The sequence below is a fragment of the Asaia sp. As-1742 genome (assembly GCF_011753235.1).
Taxonomy (GTDB): domain Bacteria; phylum Pseudomonadota; class Alphaproteobacteria; order Acetobacterales; family Acetobacteraceae; genus Asaia; species Asaia bogorensis_B.
The window spans coordinates 500,223-515,818 of sequence record NZ_VWWA01000002.1 but is presented as its reverse complement, the minus strand read 5'-3'; the positions used below and the strand labels follow the sequence as shown (position 1 = coordinate 515,818).

The following is a 15,596-nucleotide window of genomic DNA, read 5'->3' as shown; positions in this document are numbered from 1 at the left end:
AACCTTCTGACCGAGGGAGATGCCCCTGACGCCGGGTCGTTCCGAACTGGGGCATCGGCTCAGAAAGCGGCCTGGATACGGCTGCCCACAGCGTTGATCGAACGGCCCTTGTTATTGACTGTGCCGACCGTCTGGGAGCGCGTGGCATCGATGTGACTGTATTGAAGCTGGATGCGATAATGCCGGTTGATGTACCAGTTCAGCCCGCCCGCCCAGACGGTTTGGGTGCCACCGCGTACCCCGCCCGTTACCGAGGCAGGCGCATCGCCGCGCAGATTACTATTGAAATCGAGCACACTCCAGCGTCCGACCAGTTCGAGCGCGCCCCATTTGTTGTTCCAGATATCGAAATCCTCTGTCGGGGCGGGCGATGAAAACGCGGCATCCTTGGGGCTGTAGCGCCGCGGCTGTCCGAACAGGGTGTAGCTGCCCGCCACGTAATAGCCGTCAAAGCCGAGATTGGGCGCAGGACCCTTGACCCTTGCAGCTGCGGTTCGGTCGACACCGATATGATAATATTCCGCCTGGATGAGCGCGGCCTTGTAGCGCAGGGCGATTTCCGGGCCGATCGCCCAGACCTTGCCGATATCGGCGATGGTCCCGGTAGAGACGAGACGCTCATTGGTCAGGCGTGTCTCAGGACGATCGCTGAGCGAGAGGACACGTCCCTGCGATGTCTGGTTGCGTTTGAAAGACATGGTGGAGGACATGCCAAGGTGAAGATCGACATTGGGTGTTGCCACCGGGCGACCTGCCACACGCAGCAAACCACCCATCTGGCTGTCGGACACTGTGGGGTCATTGGTGCGATCACCATAGGTCTGACCCGTCAGATAAGCGCCGAGATACCAGCGCTTTTCATGCGTGCGCCCACCAAGGCTCATACGGGTATCGCCCGCAGCAATCAGACGCACCACTTCCGAAATCGAGGCACGCTCCATCAGGATGAAGCCGTTGGACGATTCTGAATCCTGCATCGTCACGCGAGGCTGGTAATAGCCGAAGGTGAACTGCGAATTATGAATGCCACTATAGACCATATTGGCCTCATAGAGCCCAGCCGTACCGTCGACCGTGCGCCCCCATTCTGGCGTAAGGTTGGCCAGAAGATTGCCATAACGCCATGTCAGCGGCAGACGCAGACGACGGGCATTTTCGTTCATCTTGGGGAAACGGCCGGTCTGCCCCTGAGCCGTACCGCCCGTTGACGGAAAACCGCCAATATCCAGATGCATGACCAGCCCCACCGAAAAGGCATAGAGCCCGTCACTGGATGCGATGGTAGGACGCCCGGCAGGGAAGCCGATCCGTATCCCCCCGATATCGACCGTTTCAGCAGATTTCGTGGCCCGGCGGAAATCGGCCAATGACATGTTCAGACCATGATCGGGCGGCGGGATCAGATGGGTATCATAAGCTACCTGTGGGTCAGAGGGCTTGCCCTCCCCATGTGACCGGGCCGAAGCTAACTGTATGCCTTCCCCTCCAGCATTGGTCGGCTGACCGGGTGATACAGAACCGGGTGATACAGAACCGGGCGATACGGTCCCGCTCCCCGATCCGGAAGGAGACGCCGAGGTTTGAGCCGTGCGAGCAGTTTGCACGACAACGCCGCCCGCCCCGGCTGATGCAGTGCGAACATCAGGTGCATCGTCACGAGGCTGGATTGGCTGCGGCCGAGCGGATTTCGCATGCAAGCCCGGTCGCGCATCAGCGACATCATGAGGGCTGGGTGTTCCAACAACGCCGGTGGCACGACCATGACGGTTAGATACCGCCTTGTTTTCCGCAAGCTCTGACTGACGGCGCAGCGTGCGTTCCTTCGCCAGTTCGCGACGCAGATCGCTGATCTGCCCCTGCATCTGCGCCCGCATTTCAAGCATTTCACGGCGCAGGGCGGCGATGTCATCTGATTGCCCCGCGGCAAGACCGGATTCCGGCATGACAACGCCGCATAGAAGCAGCAGGGAAGTAAGGGAACGCGCGCGCATGAATTTGACTGACTTTGCCTCTGGACCGTATGCGCGATGCTATAAACGACCCAATAAGTCAGTTGAATGACTGTTTTATGACAAAGTGAACTTTTCGCAATCAAACGAAAGAAATGTTTTGTCGTAAAAATCAGCAGAACAATAACCGAAGCACTTATACCAGACAACCTCCACTATCGCCCGCACAAAGTCTCACCTAACGCACGTTTCGACTACACGCGTGTAAGCAGCCATCTATCACGGCAGGAACTTCATCGGACATCCGTTCAGCCTGGACCTCAATCCCGCGGAGAACGGATAGGACGCGCGTCGGGCGCGCATGATATTGCCAAGCGGCCTGTGCGCCTCGAGCCCATGCCAGGGTGAAAACGAGAGACATTCATCAATCTGGTATGATCGCGCCTCGTTCCAGCTATCCTGCGGCGGAAATTCAAGCGTTGCCACAGTGTGGAAAGGGCTGAGAGCCTCGCTCCACTCTGTTGCGGCATTCTCGACAGGTTGCCGCTGTTCATCGCGGCACAGCTGTGCGCGCAGGCTGAAGCGACCACCTTCCTGTGCCATGACGCGCCTGATCGCCCGGCGTATCGCAACCGGATCATGATCGATATCGATCAAGCGGCCTGTCAGCCGACGAAAGCTCTCTGACTCAGGTACGAGATCGAGCTTCGCGACATAATCACCAAAACGCACCGGCACCTGCGAGTAAAACCGGTCGCCCAGCGGATGAGTGGGTGTGAATCCACCCAGCGCAGCAAGCGTGGCACTGGGTCTGGCAAAGCGCGTCAATAAACGCTGTGTCAGGCGCAGCGTGCGCGAAAGCCACGCTTTGGCTCCCTCTGCCCGATCGGTTGTCAGCGCCAGCACGCGCAGATTCTGCAGAAATCCCCTGGCATCGGATGCCCCGAAAACGGCACCGTTGGCAAACAGGAAGTCCTGTACCGCCACCCCCTTGTTGTCTTCCAGCAGCGGACCGGGCACGTCATGAATTTTCAGGGCAAAGCCACGTGGACCTGAAACGGCATCGCGCAGCGGATCGCCCGGTATGGCTGAAAGCCGTGCCGTCAGGCGATAGGCACCGGGTGTCGCAAAAAGCCCTTGTGCAAGCTCCGGCGGAAGATTGGCCGCCACATGCAATGTCCCTTCAAGCAGGGCATGGCTCTTGGCATGAACCCCGCGCGAAGCCGTGCCGATATCACGATGCGTCGCCGTAATGATGCGCCGGAATGTCCGACGCAGTTGCTCGTGAGTGGCCCCTTCATCTGTCGAGCCTTTCTCGATGTCGGGGTGGTAGGCGATGGGTGCGCGCATCGATCGGCTCCGGCAGGTCTGGGCGAGGAATTCGATTTTTCCTCGCTCCCAGCGTCTGGCGACCGTCCGGGTTGCCATAGGCTCGTGCCATCGGTGTCAGACACACCTAAGGCACGGCCCCTCCTGTGGCTCGATGGCTGCCCCATCGGATGCGACACCGGCCAAGAGCACCTTGCCCGGGATTAACCGATCAGGCGTCGAATGTGACGACCTTGGTCAGATGACGCGGCGCCAGCGTGTCGAGCCCGTTGGCGCGCGCCACGTACTCGCCCAGAAGTTGCAGCACGGGCAGACATACCAGCGGTCCCGCGCCATGATCGCCGCCCACAGGGAGAGAAATCGTACCCAGACCGCCAAGCCCAAGCACGACCGCTCCCTTCTCCATCACCTCACGCGCCACCTGCTCTTCCTCTTCGCGGGTATCAGGATGATAGAGCATGACCACAAAGGAATGTTCATCGATCAGGCTGGTCGGGCCATGACGATATTCAAGCGGATGATGCGCCTCGCTCTGGCTAAGGCTCATTTCCTGCATCTTCAGCGCCCCCTCGCGGGCCACGCCGTAATAGGCGCCGCCGCCAAGAAACACGAAATGCGAGCGCCCCTGAATCAGTGAAACGAGATGCGGGTCGGAAGCCTCCAGAAGGGCCTCGGCAGCGACGATCGTATCAGGCGTAATGGACAACCCGGCATAGCGCAGGCCCGTCATCAGCATCAGACTGGCCGAGGCGGTCATCACGATCCCCTCCTCGGGATGGGTCTCAGCCTCGAAGGATTCGCTTGAAACGCGCGTCAGGGCGCTGCCGGGCGCACATGTTACGCCCAAGACATCGAGCCCTGCCCTGAGCCCTGCCGCGGCGGCTGCCACGGTCTCGGTCGACTCACCACTGCGCGACAGCGCCAGCATGCGGGTGGGTGTCCCGGCCGGTACATAGGATGAGGCGCGACGCGTCCACTCATTGCCCGGCACCGCGCGCGCGGCAAACCCGGCCTCGTTCAGCGCACAGGCAATGCTGTCAGCGATATGCACCGAGGTGCCGCAGCCAATCACCACATGGGCAAAACCGGGCTCGGGCGAAGAACCGGGAGACGACAGCGCCCGCCAGAAGGAGAACTGCTCACGTATGCCGCGTTCGGTCGCATTCATAGCCCAGTCTTTCACGCCAGGGGTGGAGGTGGGCGCGATCATGACACAAGCTGCCCAGCGTTCCGATACCCCCTCTGCCCAATCGGTCAGGTTTTTTCCGTCGCCTGTTCGGCGAAACGGACATCGCCCAGATCCTTGAGCAAATCCTCCTCGAGTGATTCCAGACCCGTGACACCCAGCAGGGCCAGATCCCGGCTGATTTCGGTGCTGAGAATGGAAATGGCCTTGTCGAGCCCGGCACTGCCCGCCAGCGCACAGGCCTGAAGGAACGGACGCCCCAGCATGACCGCATCGGCGCCAAGCGTGAGGGCCTTGAGCACATCACCGCCACAACGAAAGCCGCTATCAACAATCACGGCCATATCGCCCGCTGCCTGCCTGATGTCGCCAAGAGCCTCAAGCGGGGCAATGGTAGAATCGAGCAGGCGGGCACCGTGATCGGAGATGCCAACCGCATCGGCCCCGATCCGGGCCGCTTCGGCAATATCTTCCGGACGCAGCAGCCCCTTGAGCACGAGCTTGCCTTTCCATCGCGACCGGATGTGGCGGATATGGTCCCAGGTGAAGTGAGGCGACCCGCCGACAGCGGCAATCTCATTGGAGAAGAGGCCCGGCCCACCTTGGGGGCGGATGTTCACGATCTTCGGGTTGCGATCGCGCAGGATCGTGCGGCCCAGCGTGCCGAGGGTCCAGCCCGGATGCGCCATGCCACCGAGTGTGGCGCGCAGATTGGGCCGGATTGGCATGGAATAGCCTGCCCGTGTCTCGGCAATACGTTGCGCGGGTACAGGCACGTCACAGGTAATGAGAAGGACGGGATAACCCGCCTCCTGCACACGATCGATCATGCCATCGATGATGCCCATATCGCTAGGCAGATAGGCCGCAAACCAGGCCCTGGGATTGATGCGTATGATCTCTTCAAGAGGTGTGAGCGAATTGGCGGAAAGCGCATAGAAAAGATTATGGCGACGCGCGGTCGATGCCTCGATACGGTCTGCGTCATAACGGGTCATGGCGGCACCACCCGTCGGGGCGAACCCGAAAGGCTGGTCATAGGTCTCACCCAGAAGGGTAATCTTGGTGTTGAGACTGGACACATCGCGCAGGCGATAGGGCCGCCACAAATAGCGCTGGAAGACGGCCCGGTTGCGGCGAAGGGTTATTTCCGACCCGGCGCCATTGCGCACATACTCATACACAGCCTTGGGCAGATAGCGTTTCACGGCCTTCTCGAAATCGGTAAGCTGATAGATATCTTTCAAACGCCGTTTGGCCGTGATGGACATGAAAAGATCTCCCGAAGGTTCATGCTGATACGATGGCAATGGAGCAGGAACGGGGCCGGAGGCTTCTGGCGCTTTTGCAGTGTCGTCACGTTAAAGTGACATCTCGCGCGCCACGCTGATCCTGTCCCGGTTCATCCCGTTTTCAGCATCGGATAACGCAGGAAACAGCGAATTCTGATCATTCCGGTTCATGAATATAAAATAATTTTACAAAGTATGAAAATGAACATTCCCGCTTGACGCGACGTTGCTCTGGCACACAGCCAATCGCCGGAGCATCAGAGCCATGTCCATGAATGTCAGCGAATTCATGTGGAAACGCCTTCAGGAATGGGGCCTGAAAAGGGCCTATGGATATCCGGGTGATGGTGCAGGCGGGATCGATGTGGCGCTTCAGCGCGAGATCGATGCCGGGCGTGTGGAATATGTTCAGGTGCGCCATGAGGAAATGGCGGCGTTCATGGCTTCCGCCCATGCCAAATTCACAGGTCAGGTCGGGCTTTGCTTTGCAACCTCGGGGCCAGGTGCCATTCACCTGCTCAACGGGCTTTATGACGCCAAGCTCGATCATGTGGGCGTCGTCGCCATCATGGGCCAGCAGGCGCGCACCTGTATCGGGTCGAATTACCAGCAGGAAGTCGATCTGCAATCGCTCTGCAAGGATGTCGGCTCGGAATATATCGTTACCGTTACCGAACCTTCGCAGATGAGGCACGCCATTGATCGCGCCGTGCGTATTGCCCGCGACAAACGTGCCCCCACCATCGTGATCGTCCCCAACGACCTGCAGGAGCTGCCTTACAAGGAAGCGCCTGTCGCGCATGGCTTTACCCATACCGGCATTGGCGAGACGGTCATCAGCCCCGTGCCGGAGATGCACGGCCTGCAAGCCGCCGCGGAAATTCTGAATTCCGGCAAGAAAGTCGCCATTCTGGCCGGTGCTGGCGCACTGGAAGCCACGGATGAGTTGATTGCGATTGCCGACCTGCTCGGCGCCGGCATTGCCAAGGCGCTTCTGGGCAAGGCCGCCGTGCCAGACGAACTACCCTATGTCACCGGCTCACTCGGCCTGCTCGGCACCAAACCGTCCTGGGACCTGATGAAGGAATGTGACACTTTCCTGATGGTAGGCTCGGCCTATCCCTATAGCGAGTTCCTGCCCAATCCGGGTCAGGCACGCGGCGTCCAGATCGACATCAACGGCTCCAATCTCTCTCTGCGTTACCCGATGGAAGTCTGCCTGCAAGGCGACAGCGCCGCTACACTGCGCGCCCTGATTCCGCTTTTGCAGCGCAAGAGCGACCGAAGCTGGCGCGAAAAAATCGAGAAGGAAGTCGAGACCTGGTGGAAGGTTCTCGAAGCCCGCGCCATGACGGACGCCAACCCGATCAACCCGCAGCGCGTATTCTGGGAATTGTCACCCCGTCTGCCTGAAAACGCGATCATCACCGCCGATTCAGGCTCGGTCGCCAACTGGTTTGCGCGGGATCTGAAAATCCGTCGTGGCATGAAGGCCTCGCTCTCGGGCGGCCTTGCCTCGCTTGGAGCTGGCACACCTTATGCGGTCGCCGCGAAAATGGCCTTTCCTGAACGGACCGTCATTGCCTGCATGGGCGACGGGGCGATGCAGATGAATGGCCTGAACGTGATGATCACGATCTCCAAATACTGGAAGCAATGGGAAAATCCTAAACTGATCGTTCTCGTGCTCAACAACCAGGACCTCAATCAGGTGACATGGGAGGAGCGCGTCCAGCTTGGCGAGGGCAAGACGACCGCCACGCAATCCATTCCAGATTTCCCGTATCACAAATACGCCGAATTGCTCGACCTCAAGGGTATTCTGGTCGATCACCCCGATCAAATTGCCGGTGCATGGGAAGAGGCCCTGAACGCGGATCGACCCGTTATCCTCGAAGCCCGCACCGATCCCGACGTGCCGCCCCTGCCACCGCACATCACCCTGCAACAGGCCAAGGCTTTCCTCTCTTCCCTGCCGACCGAACCGGAACTGCTCGATGTGATCCGCGGGTCAGCGAAAGAAATGCTGGCCACGTTCCTGCCTTCGAAGAAATCCTGAATGCCGCGTTATAGTGGCCCGCGTGGCGCGGTCGGCTGGGCCCTCGGCCTGACCGGCGCGCTCACAGCGGCGGCCTTCGCTGCCGCAACGCGAGGCGGGCGCATGAGCCGGAAATCCGCCCTCCCTGCCCTTGCGGCAGAGCCGCCTCCCTCGGCGGATCGCGCCAATCTCGCTGCGAGACGCCTCAACCGTTCCGCCGGCACACTGGCCGCTTCGGTTCTTTTCGACAGTGCCGTCGAGCACTACCGGGGCGATTTTGCGAACAAGGCGATGTACACCCCCCTTGTTACCTCGGCCCTCGCCCTCGCTGTCTCGGCGCATGGCACGGCGGATAGACGCGCTCATTCGCATCTGGTCCGTGACGGAGTTTATGCCCTGACAGGGCTCGTGGGGTTGGTAGGCACCGGGTTTCACATCTGGAATGTCGTCCAGAAGCCGGGACGATTCATCTGGCAAAACCTTTTTTACGGGGCACCGCTCGGGGCGCCCATGGCCATAGGGCTCTCTGGCCTTCTCGGTTTTTTTTCTGAACGAGTGCGCGAGACAAAACCGGGCGACGTGCCGAAACTGTTCGGCCTGCCCGCGGGGCGCGTCATCGGCGCGGTTACCGGCGCAGGCATGGTCGGCACGACCGGTGAGGCCGGGTTGCTCCATTTCCGCGGCAGTTTCCATGACCCGTTCATGGTCCTGCCTGTTGCCATGCCGCCTGCCGCTGCCGTGGCCATCACGCATGCCGCGTTGGGCGATGCCCGGACGGACCGCCGCCTGACACGCTGGTGGCTGCGCGCTACCGCCATCATGGGTGTGTCCGGCACCGTCTTTCATGCGATCGGCGTCGGGCGTGACATGGATGGCTGGCGCAACATCCAACAGAACCTGCTCAATGGCCCCCCTATTCCGGCCCCGCCCGCCTTCACCGGACTGGCGCTTGCCGGGCTCGCGGCGCTCGATCTGATGGAGGATGACCGCGATGTCTGAGCGCTATCCGGGTTATGATGTGCTCAATAAGCGCCTCGGTCCTTCATGGAACGATGCAACGCGCCGCGTGATTGACGAGCGCCTCGCTGTACCACGTGAGGCGCGCTTTCTAGAGCAGGCGGAATGGCTGACGCTTTGCGCCCTGTGCGACAGGGTTATGCCCCAGCCGAATGATCGCCCGCCCGTTCCGCTCGCTGCCTATGTTGACCAGAAGTTGCTGAAGGATGAGCGCCCCGGCTTTCGCGATGCAGCCCTGCCCCCCCAGCGCGAAACATGGAAAAGTGGCCTGGCGGTATTCGAGGCCGAAGCCCGCGCACGCCACGACGCCTCATTCCACCTTCTATCCGCCGCCGATCAGGAAAACCTGATGCGCGAAGCCGGGGCCGGTCGTCTGGGCCATGCCGGGTGGAGCGCTGAGCAGATGCAGCTTTTCTTCAATGGGCATGTACTGACCGATATCCTCTCCGCCTATTACGCCCATCCGACCGCCTGGAGCGAGATCGGTTTTGGCGGTCCAGCGAGCCCACGGGGCTACGTCCGTATGCAGAATGACCGCCGCGACCCCTGGGAGGCGATCGAAGCCACGCCCGAAACGGTCGAGAAAGTGCGCAAGGAAAACCGTCATGTCCGATAATCCCTTGCTCACACCGCGCGCCATCAATGGCCGCGCACCGGATGTCTTTCGCAAGGGCGAATGGGTGCCCATGCGCGAATATGCGCAGAATGAGCCGGTGGATTTCGTGGTGATTGGCACCGGGGCGGGTGGAGGCCCCCTGATCGCCCGTCTGGCTGAGATGGGTTACTCGGTCATCGGGTTCGATGCGGGCGCGTATTTCAGGCCGATTGAGGATTTTGCTTCTGACGAGACCAGTCAGAGCCAGCTTTACTGGACCGATGAACGGCTGATCGACGGGGCAAATCCGATCAAGATGGGCAGCAATAACAGCGGCAAGGCTGTTGGCGGCTCGACGGTCCATTTCGCTATGGTTTCATTACGATTCAGGCCCGAATGGTTCCAGTCGCGCACCAAGCTGGGCTACGCGGTCGACTGGCCGCTCGATTGGCGCGAGATGTGGTCGTATTACGACAAGGCTGAACGCGACCTCGCTATTGCCGGGCCGATTTCCTATCCCTGGGGGCCAAAACGGCCACGCTATCCCTATCGTGCGCATGAAATTGGCGGCGCGGCGGAGTGGCTTGCGCGTGGTGCCGAGGCAATGGGCTATCAATGGTCTGAAACACCTCTTGCTACGGTTTCGGCACCGCGCGGCGACTCCCCCTCTTGCGTCTATCGTGGCTTCTGTCGTGTCGGGTGCTCGACCAACGCCAAACAGAGCCAGCTTGTGACCTATATTCCCCGTGCCCTGAAGGCCGGTGCCGAGATACGTGATCTTGCCATGGTGGGACGCATAGAGACCAACGCGCAGGGTGTCGCGACCGGTGTGCATTATCATCGCGAAGGGAAGTGGCATTTCCAGAAGGCGAAACAGGTCATCGTTGCCGGTTATGCCATCGAGACGCCGCGGCTGCTGCTCAACTCGGCCACAGACCGCTTTCCGCAAGGGCTCGGCAACCGGTCGGGCTATGTGGGGCGCAACCTCATGGTGCAATCCAATCAGGCTGTCTATGGCAAGATGAAAGAGACGGTGCGCTGGAACAAGGGGCCGCCTTCTCTCACCATTACCGAGCACTGGAACTATGAGGATAAGAAGGATTTCTTTGGCGGGTATTGCTGGATGGCCCAGGGTCCCCTGCCGCTGGAATGGTCCTCTGCCGTGTCCTCCTCGCGTGGGCTATGGGGCGAGGCGCTGCGACAGAAAATGATGGATTACAACCATCAGGTCGGCCTCAAGATGGTAGGGGAAATGCTCCCCAGCATGATTAACCGCGTGACGCTGGCTGATGAGAAAGACCAGTATGGCCTGCCCATCACACATATCACCTATGGCTGGCAGGATAACGACAAGGTCATGATCCAGCACGCTCTGGGCGAAATGCAGCGCTCACTCGAACTCATCGGCGCACAGGATATCTGGCGTCAGGAAAACGATACCAACCATCTGGCGGGTACGGCGCGGATGGGGTTCTCGGCAGAAACATCGGTGGTCGATGCCGATTGTCGCAGCTGGGATGTCCCTAATCTGTGGATCTGCGACGGGTCGATTTTCCCGACCACAGGGGGCGTCAATCCCTCATTGACCATCACCGCCATTGCCCTGCGCACCGCCGACCGCATCCAGACACTGCATCGTCAGGGAAAGATCTCGCTCTGATCACCCCCTGACGCTGGGCCCTCAGTCGGCGCGCAGGAACAGCACGACGCCGAGCGAGGCCTTGTCCAGATCGATCCTCACCCGGCTTTCATCCCGGACTGGCATGAAAGCCAGACTGAACGGCGCGAACCGGGTGAGGCGCGGGCCCGTAAAAGGCTCGCCCGAATTCCAGCCGGCTTCATCATGACCATAGGCGCAGAACAGCGACAGACGCCCTCCCGGCTCAGGCTGCCCCCCGGCCACGCCCGTGGTGAGAACCAGACTGATCCGGTTTGATCCCGAGAGGGCCGCGGCAAGCGACGCACAATGGGCAAGGTCCTCTGCCAGAAAATCCGGATATCCTTCCTCCGAAACAAGAGCCTGAGCCGCCTGCATCACCTGTTCGACCGTTCCTGAGAGCGAGAGCGGCTCCAGAGGCGGCAAGGCCTCTCTCATGGCCTCCACCCAGCTCTGTGGAGGTTGGCGCGTCCAGATGACCATATCGAGATCCTGACGGGTCAGGCTTGCCAGTGTGTCCTCCAGATTACCGGCGCGGACATGGGGAACCTGGCCTGACTGGGAAGCCATCCCATGCAGCATATCCTGCCCGTCGGGCCAGCTCTCAATGGCGAACATGCAACCCCGCATCGTCGTCCGGCGCGTGCCCGTCCTGCGGGGGCAGGCCGCGATCAACTGTGTCATGGTCCTCTTCGCAGCAGGCATCGATCAGACCGTCATGCCCCAGCGCGGTCTCGTCAATCGTCAGCAGCAGCCTTCCCCCGACCTGAAGCTGTGCCGCTGTCATAGGTGGAGACCGATGTCGCACCGTGCATTGATCGGACCAGTCGGGATGGGCCGTCCCTGCCAGAAGGACAACCGCCCCGGGCGGGGTATCCTCGATATGGGCGCCGTCATCACGTGTCCATTGCACGCCCGGCCCGACATAGCTGCGCAACAGTCGCAAGGCGAGGTGATCGACATGGAATTTGCGGCAGCTATCCGTCACGATCCGCTCGAGCCTGACCCGCATGACAGAGTGCCCCGTCATATCGGCGTAGAGCGCCACAAGCGACATGATATCCCCACGCAAGGCGTCGAACGTGCCCTGCATGGCATCGGCCAGCTTCGCCCCGAGTTCATCACGCGTACCGCGCAGCACAATCACGGCAGGACGGGTCGCAAGGTAGCGATAGGCCGCGTCGCGCACCTCTGCGTGCAAGCCCAGTGGCAGCGTCGTCAGGTCGCCGGAAGGGAGTGTGACCGCCAGCGGGCTTTTGCGGAAGGCGAGGATACGTCGCGTCGGGCAGGAAGCAATCATGGGTGGCCCTCAAAATAAGTTATGTTATAACATAACGGTTCTATCAAAGATTTCAATCCTTCCCCGTTCCTCTGCCCTGAGCGCCTCATGCCCGATTCATCCAGCCCTTCCCCCGCTCATCTGTCCGGCGAGACCGCCGAAACCCTCGCCACCAACAAGGGAGACCGTGACACGCGCCTGCCGGTGACCATACTCTCAGGATATCTCGGCGCAGGGAAAACCACGCTGATGAACCATCTGTTGCATAACCGCGAAGGCTTGCGGATAGCGGTGATCGTCAATGACATGAGTGAGGTGAACATCGATTCCGCACTCATTCGCGCGGGCCATGCCGATCTGACACGTGCGGAGGAAAACCTCGTTGAGATGACCAATGGCTGCATCTGCTGCACCCTGCGCGACGACCTTCTGACGGAAATCAGCCGCATTGCCGCCCTTGATCGCTTTGACTACCTGCTGATTGAGTCGACAGGCATTGCAGAGCCTATGCCCATCGCCGCCACATTCGAGTTTCGTGACGAGGCAGGGCATAGTCTGAGCGACGTGGCGCGGCTGGATACGATGGTGACGGTGGTCGATGCGGTCAATCTGCTCAATGACTTCTCCTCCACCGATTTCCTGCATGAGCGGGGTGAGAGCGCTGGCGTGGATGACCATCGCAGCCTTGTCGATCTCCTGACGGAGCAGATCGAATTTGCCGATGTCATTGTGCTCAACAAGATCGATACGGCAAGCGAGGCACAGCGCCGGGTCGCACGCTCCATCATCAACGCCCTCAATAGCGAGGCCCGGGTGATCGAAACCTCGGAAAGCCGTCTTGCCTCGCGGGAGGTGCTTGATACCGGCCTTTTCGATTTCGAGCGGGCCCATCGCCATGCCCGCTGGTTTCAGGAACTCTATCACCCGCACATGCATGCGCCGGAGACTGAGGCCTATGGCGTGACCAGCTTCGTCTATCGCACGCGGCGACCCTTCGAGCCGGAAGCCTTCGCTTCACTGATCGCCCGCTCATGGCCGGGGCTTGTGCGCGCCAAAGGGTATTTCTGGCTGGCAACCCGCCCCGACTGGGTGGGCGAGCTGAGCATTGCCGGCTCGCTGGCGCGCAACCAGGCCGCCGGGCGCTGGTGGGTGAGTATCCCTGCAGCAGACTGGCCGAATGATGCTGAATGGCGGCAAACACTCGATGCGCTATGGGACCATTGCTATGGTGACCGCAGGCAGGAGCTCGTTTTTATCGGTGCCAACCTGAACGAGGCCGCCTTGCGTCAGGCGCTTGACGCGTGCCTGATCATACCGCCCGATACCGGCGCTTTCGATCCCGGTCTCTATGCCGATATGCCGGACCCATTTCTCCCATGGGGGTGATAACGGGCCCTGTGACACCCCTTACAGCGCGGTATAACCGCCATCGACAAAGATCTCCTGCCCGTTGATCATGCCTGAGGCGGGCGCGGCAAGATAAAGCACCAGATCGGCCACTTCCTGCGGCGTGGCCACACGGCCTGCGGGAATTTTTTCCAGGAAACGCTGGAGCTTGTCCCCCTCCCCCCATACGCGCTCGCCCATGGGCGTCCAGACCACGGTAGGACAGACCGCATTGGCCTGGATGTTGTGCTGAGCCCATTCAGCGGTCATCACCTTGGTCAGGCCGTTCAACCCGGCTTTCGACGCGACATAGGGACCATGATCGACGAGCGCCACACCGCTGGCCATCGAGCTGATATTGATGATCTTGCCTGCCTTGGCGGCAATCATGCCAGGTGCAAGCGCACGGGCCATAAGCCAGGGCGCACGCAGGTTGAGGTTCAGGATGGAATCCCATTCCTCAACGCTCTGCTCGGTCAGCGAGCGCGGGATGCTCATGCCCGCGTTATTGACCAGGATCGTCGCGTCACCTAGCGTCGATTTGATCCGGGCCGTTACTGCCTCGGCGGCCTCGGCATCCAGAAGATCTGCGGCCAGAGCCAGACATTCACGTCCATTCGCCGTTACGCGGGTTCGTGTTTCTTCCAGCAGGGCCTCGTCCCGCGCCACAGCCACGATATCGGCGCCAGCTGCGCTCAGGGTCTCACAGATCGTGACCCCCAGGCCGCGTGAGGCGCCGGTCACGACGGCGATCTTTCCTTCAAGCGAAAAGCGGTTCGAGAGAGCGTTCATGACAGGGTCGATCCTTCGGTAAGGGGCACCTTGTGGCACCCGGAAAAACAGGGGGCGGTAATCTGGTGCGAGTGGTGCCGGAACTGTCGCGGCGTACAGCCACGCAAGCTCAGGAAAACCCGGTTGAAATTCGAGAGATTGCCAAAACCGGCCTTGAGACAGACCACCGTGATGGCATCATGCGTGGTGCTCAGAAGATGGCAGGCATGATCGATGCGCAAACGCTGCACAAAACTCATGAATGTCTCACCGGTAACCGCGCGAAACTGGCGCGAGAACCCCGATGCCGTCATGCCTAAAGAGGCGGCAATATCCTCATGGCGCAGCGTTGCCGGATCGGCAGATAAAAGCGCACGAACCAGCTGGTTGATCCTGACGGCGCCCGAGCCCCCCTGTGCGAGGGGGTCCCGCATTTTCTGGCAATTGCCGGAAAGGCGCCTCCAGGGGGAAGCCGCAAGACGCGCCATCAGGGCGATGCAACCAGCCAGACGCGCACCGCTATCAGCGGCAGCACGCTCCATCGTGTCATCGGTCGAACCATTAGGCGTGCAAGGCTGCTCGCCCATGGACTCCCCAACTGGGCCACCGAGATTTCTGAGCGCCAGACCGTTGGCGAGGGCCTGCGCGCCCGTAAACTCAACGCCGTAGCGGGCATCAGCCAGCAGACGCGTCAGGCCCGCGAGTTCAGGGCAGAGGGCGATCAGCCCTTCTATCCAGCTCTGGCTGAACTGAAGCACCACATCACGGCCTTTCAGTACCTCCCCTTCAGCAAGCGGGCTGAACCACGCATGAGGCAGATCGGGGCCGACAAGCACCAGCTGACCGGCTTTAAAAGGGCCAATATAATCACCGATCATTGCCCTGCCGGTCCCGCACGTGATCAGATGGAGCTCATATTCCGGGTGATGGTTCCAGCGGGCAATTGCCGCCGGATAATCGTACTGATGCCAGCGGAAACTGAACGATTTCCGGTCCGGGATCAGTTCGAGCACGGCCGGATTGACGGCCCCACGCCCACCGCCACCCGATGGTCGTCTCGGCACTCTCGGATTATGCGCAGAAGACAGCACGTTGTT

13 protein-coding genes are annotated in these 15,596 nt (G+C 60.7%); 5 read left to right on the top strand and 8 right to left on the bottom strand.

Annotated features, from left to right (window positions below; all coding sequences use genetic code 11):
- Positions 1-59: 59 nt before the first annotated feature.
- The 4 genes from F3J08_RS04930 to F3J08_RS04915 all read right to left on the bottom strand — a co-directional run bounded on the left by F3J08_RS04930 (position 60) and on the right by F3J08_RS04915 (position 5,735).
- Positions 60-1,991: an OprO/OprP family phosphate-selective porin gene (locus tag F3J08_RS04930; RefSeq protein WP_166928640.1), complete on the bottom strand. Its 1,932-nt coding sequence runs from the start codon at positions 1,989-1,991 to the stop codon at positions 60-62.
- Positions 1,992-2,228: 237 nt separating this feature from the next.
- Entirely contained in the window at positions 2,229-3,299 is a 1,071-nt protein-coding gene (locus F3J08_RS04925) for a catalase family protein (protein WP_166928639.1), read from the bottom strand.
- 190 nt (positions 3,300-3,489) lie between these two features.
- Positions 3,490-4,488 (bottom strand): SIS domain-containing protein, encoded by a 999-nt coding sequence (locus F3J08_RS04920; RefSeq protein ID WP_240149134.1) that lies wholly within the window; start codon positions 4,486-4,488, stop codon positions 3,490-3,492.
- Between the two features lie 44 nt (positions 4,489-4,532).
- Positions 4,533-5,735: an alpha-hydroxy acid oxidase gene (locus tag F3J08_RS04915; RefSeq protein ID WP_166928638.1), complete on the bottom strand. Its 1,203-nt coding sequence runs from the start codon at positions 5,733-5,735 to the stop codon at positions 4,533-4,535.
- Positions 5,736-6,027: 292 nt separating this feature from the next.
- Between F3J08_RS04915 and F3J08_RS04910 the strand changes: the two genes are divergently transcribed.
- The 4 genes from F3J08_RS04910 to F3J08_RS04895 are packed head-to-tail and all read left to right on the top strand — an operon-like array spanning position 6,028 to position 11,066.
- Positions 6,028-7,815 (top strand): thiamine pyrophosphate-requiring protein, encoded by a 1,788-nt coding sequence (locus F3J08_RS04910; protein WP_062165904.1) that lies wholly within the window; start codon positions 6,028-6,030, stop codon positions 7,813-7,815.
- Positions 7,816-8,793 carry a hypothetical protein gene (locus F3J08_RS04905; protein ID WP_205206712.1) on the top strand — a complete coding sequence of 326 codons (978 nt, stop codon included), beginning with the start codon at positions 7,816-7,818 and terminating at the stop codon, positions 8,791-8,793. It abuts the gene before it with no gap.
- Complete coding sequence (locus F3J08_RS04900) at positions 8,786-9,427, top strand: gluconate 2-dehydrogenase subunit 3 family protein (protein ID WP_122040176.1); 642 nt, start codon at positions 8,786-8,788, stop codon at positions 9,425-9,427. The genes F3J08_RS04905 and F3J08_RS04900 overlap by 8 nt, the downstream gene beginning before the upstream one ends.
- Positions 9,417-11,066, top strand: coding sequence for a GMC family oxidoreductase (locus F3J08_RS04895; protein ID WP_166928636.1), 1,650 nt, complete (start codon positions 9,417-9,419; stop codon positions 11,064-11,066). The genes F3J08_RS04900 and F3J08_RS04895 overlap by 11 nt, the downstream gene beginning before the upstream one ends.
- A 21-nt stretch (positions 11,067-11,087) precedes the next feature.
- Here the strand turns inward: F3J08_RS04895 and F3J08_RS04890 are convergent, their stop codons facing one another.
- Together F3J08_RS04890 and F3J08_RS04885 are read right to left on the bottom strand one after the other, a co-directional pair.
- Positions 11,088-11,681 (bottom strand): DUF1826 domain-containing protein, encoded by a 594-nt coding sequence (locus F3J08_RS04890; RefSeq protein WP_166928635.1) that lies wholly within the window; start codon positions 11,679-11,681, stop codon positions 11,088-11,090.
- The gene (locus tag F3J08_RS04885) at positions 11,668-12,363 is read right to left on the bottom strand and encodes a DUF1826 domain-containing protein (protein WP_166928634.1); all 696 of its coding nucleotides are present in this window, start codon (positions 12,361-12,363) and stop codon (positions 11,668-11,670) included. Before F3J08_RS04885 ends, F3J08_RS04890 begins: the two co-directional genes overlap by 14 nt.
- 87 nt (positions 12,364-12,450) lie before the next feature.
- Between F3J08_RS04885 and F3J08_RS04880 the strand changes: the two genes are divergently transcribed.
- A complete protein-coding gene (locus tag F3J08_RS04880) occupies positions 12,451-13,728 on the top strand; it encodes a GTP-binding protein (protein WP_166928633.1) in 1,278 nt (425 codons plus the stop codon).
- Positions 13,729-13,749: 21 nt separating this feature from the next.
- On the opposite strand, the gene F3J08_RS04875 is transcribed toward F3J08_RS04880, so the two are convergent.
- Together F3J08_RS04875 and F3J08_RS04870 are read right to left on the bottom strand one after the other, a co-directional pair.
- Positions 13,750-14,520, bottom strand: a complete 771-nt coding sequence (locus F3J08_RS04875; RefSeq protein ID WP_062165150.1) for an SDR family NAD(P)-dependent oxidoreductase — start codon at positions 14,518-14,520, stop codon at positions 13,750-13,752.
- Complete coding sequence (locus tag F3J08_RS04870; protein WP_166928632.1) at positions 14,517-15,590, bottom strand: helix-turn-helix domain-containing protein; 1,074 nt, start codon at positions 15,588-15,590, stop codon at positions 14,517-14,519. The genes F3J08_RS04875 and F3J08_RS04870 overlap by 4 nt, the downstream gene beginning before the upstream one ends.
- Between the last annotated feature and the right edge of the window lie 6 nt (positions 15,591-15,596).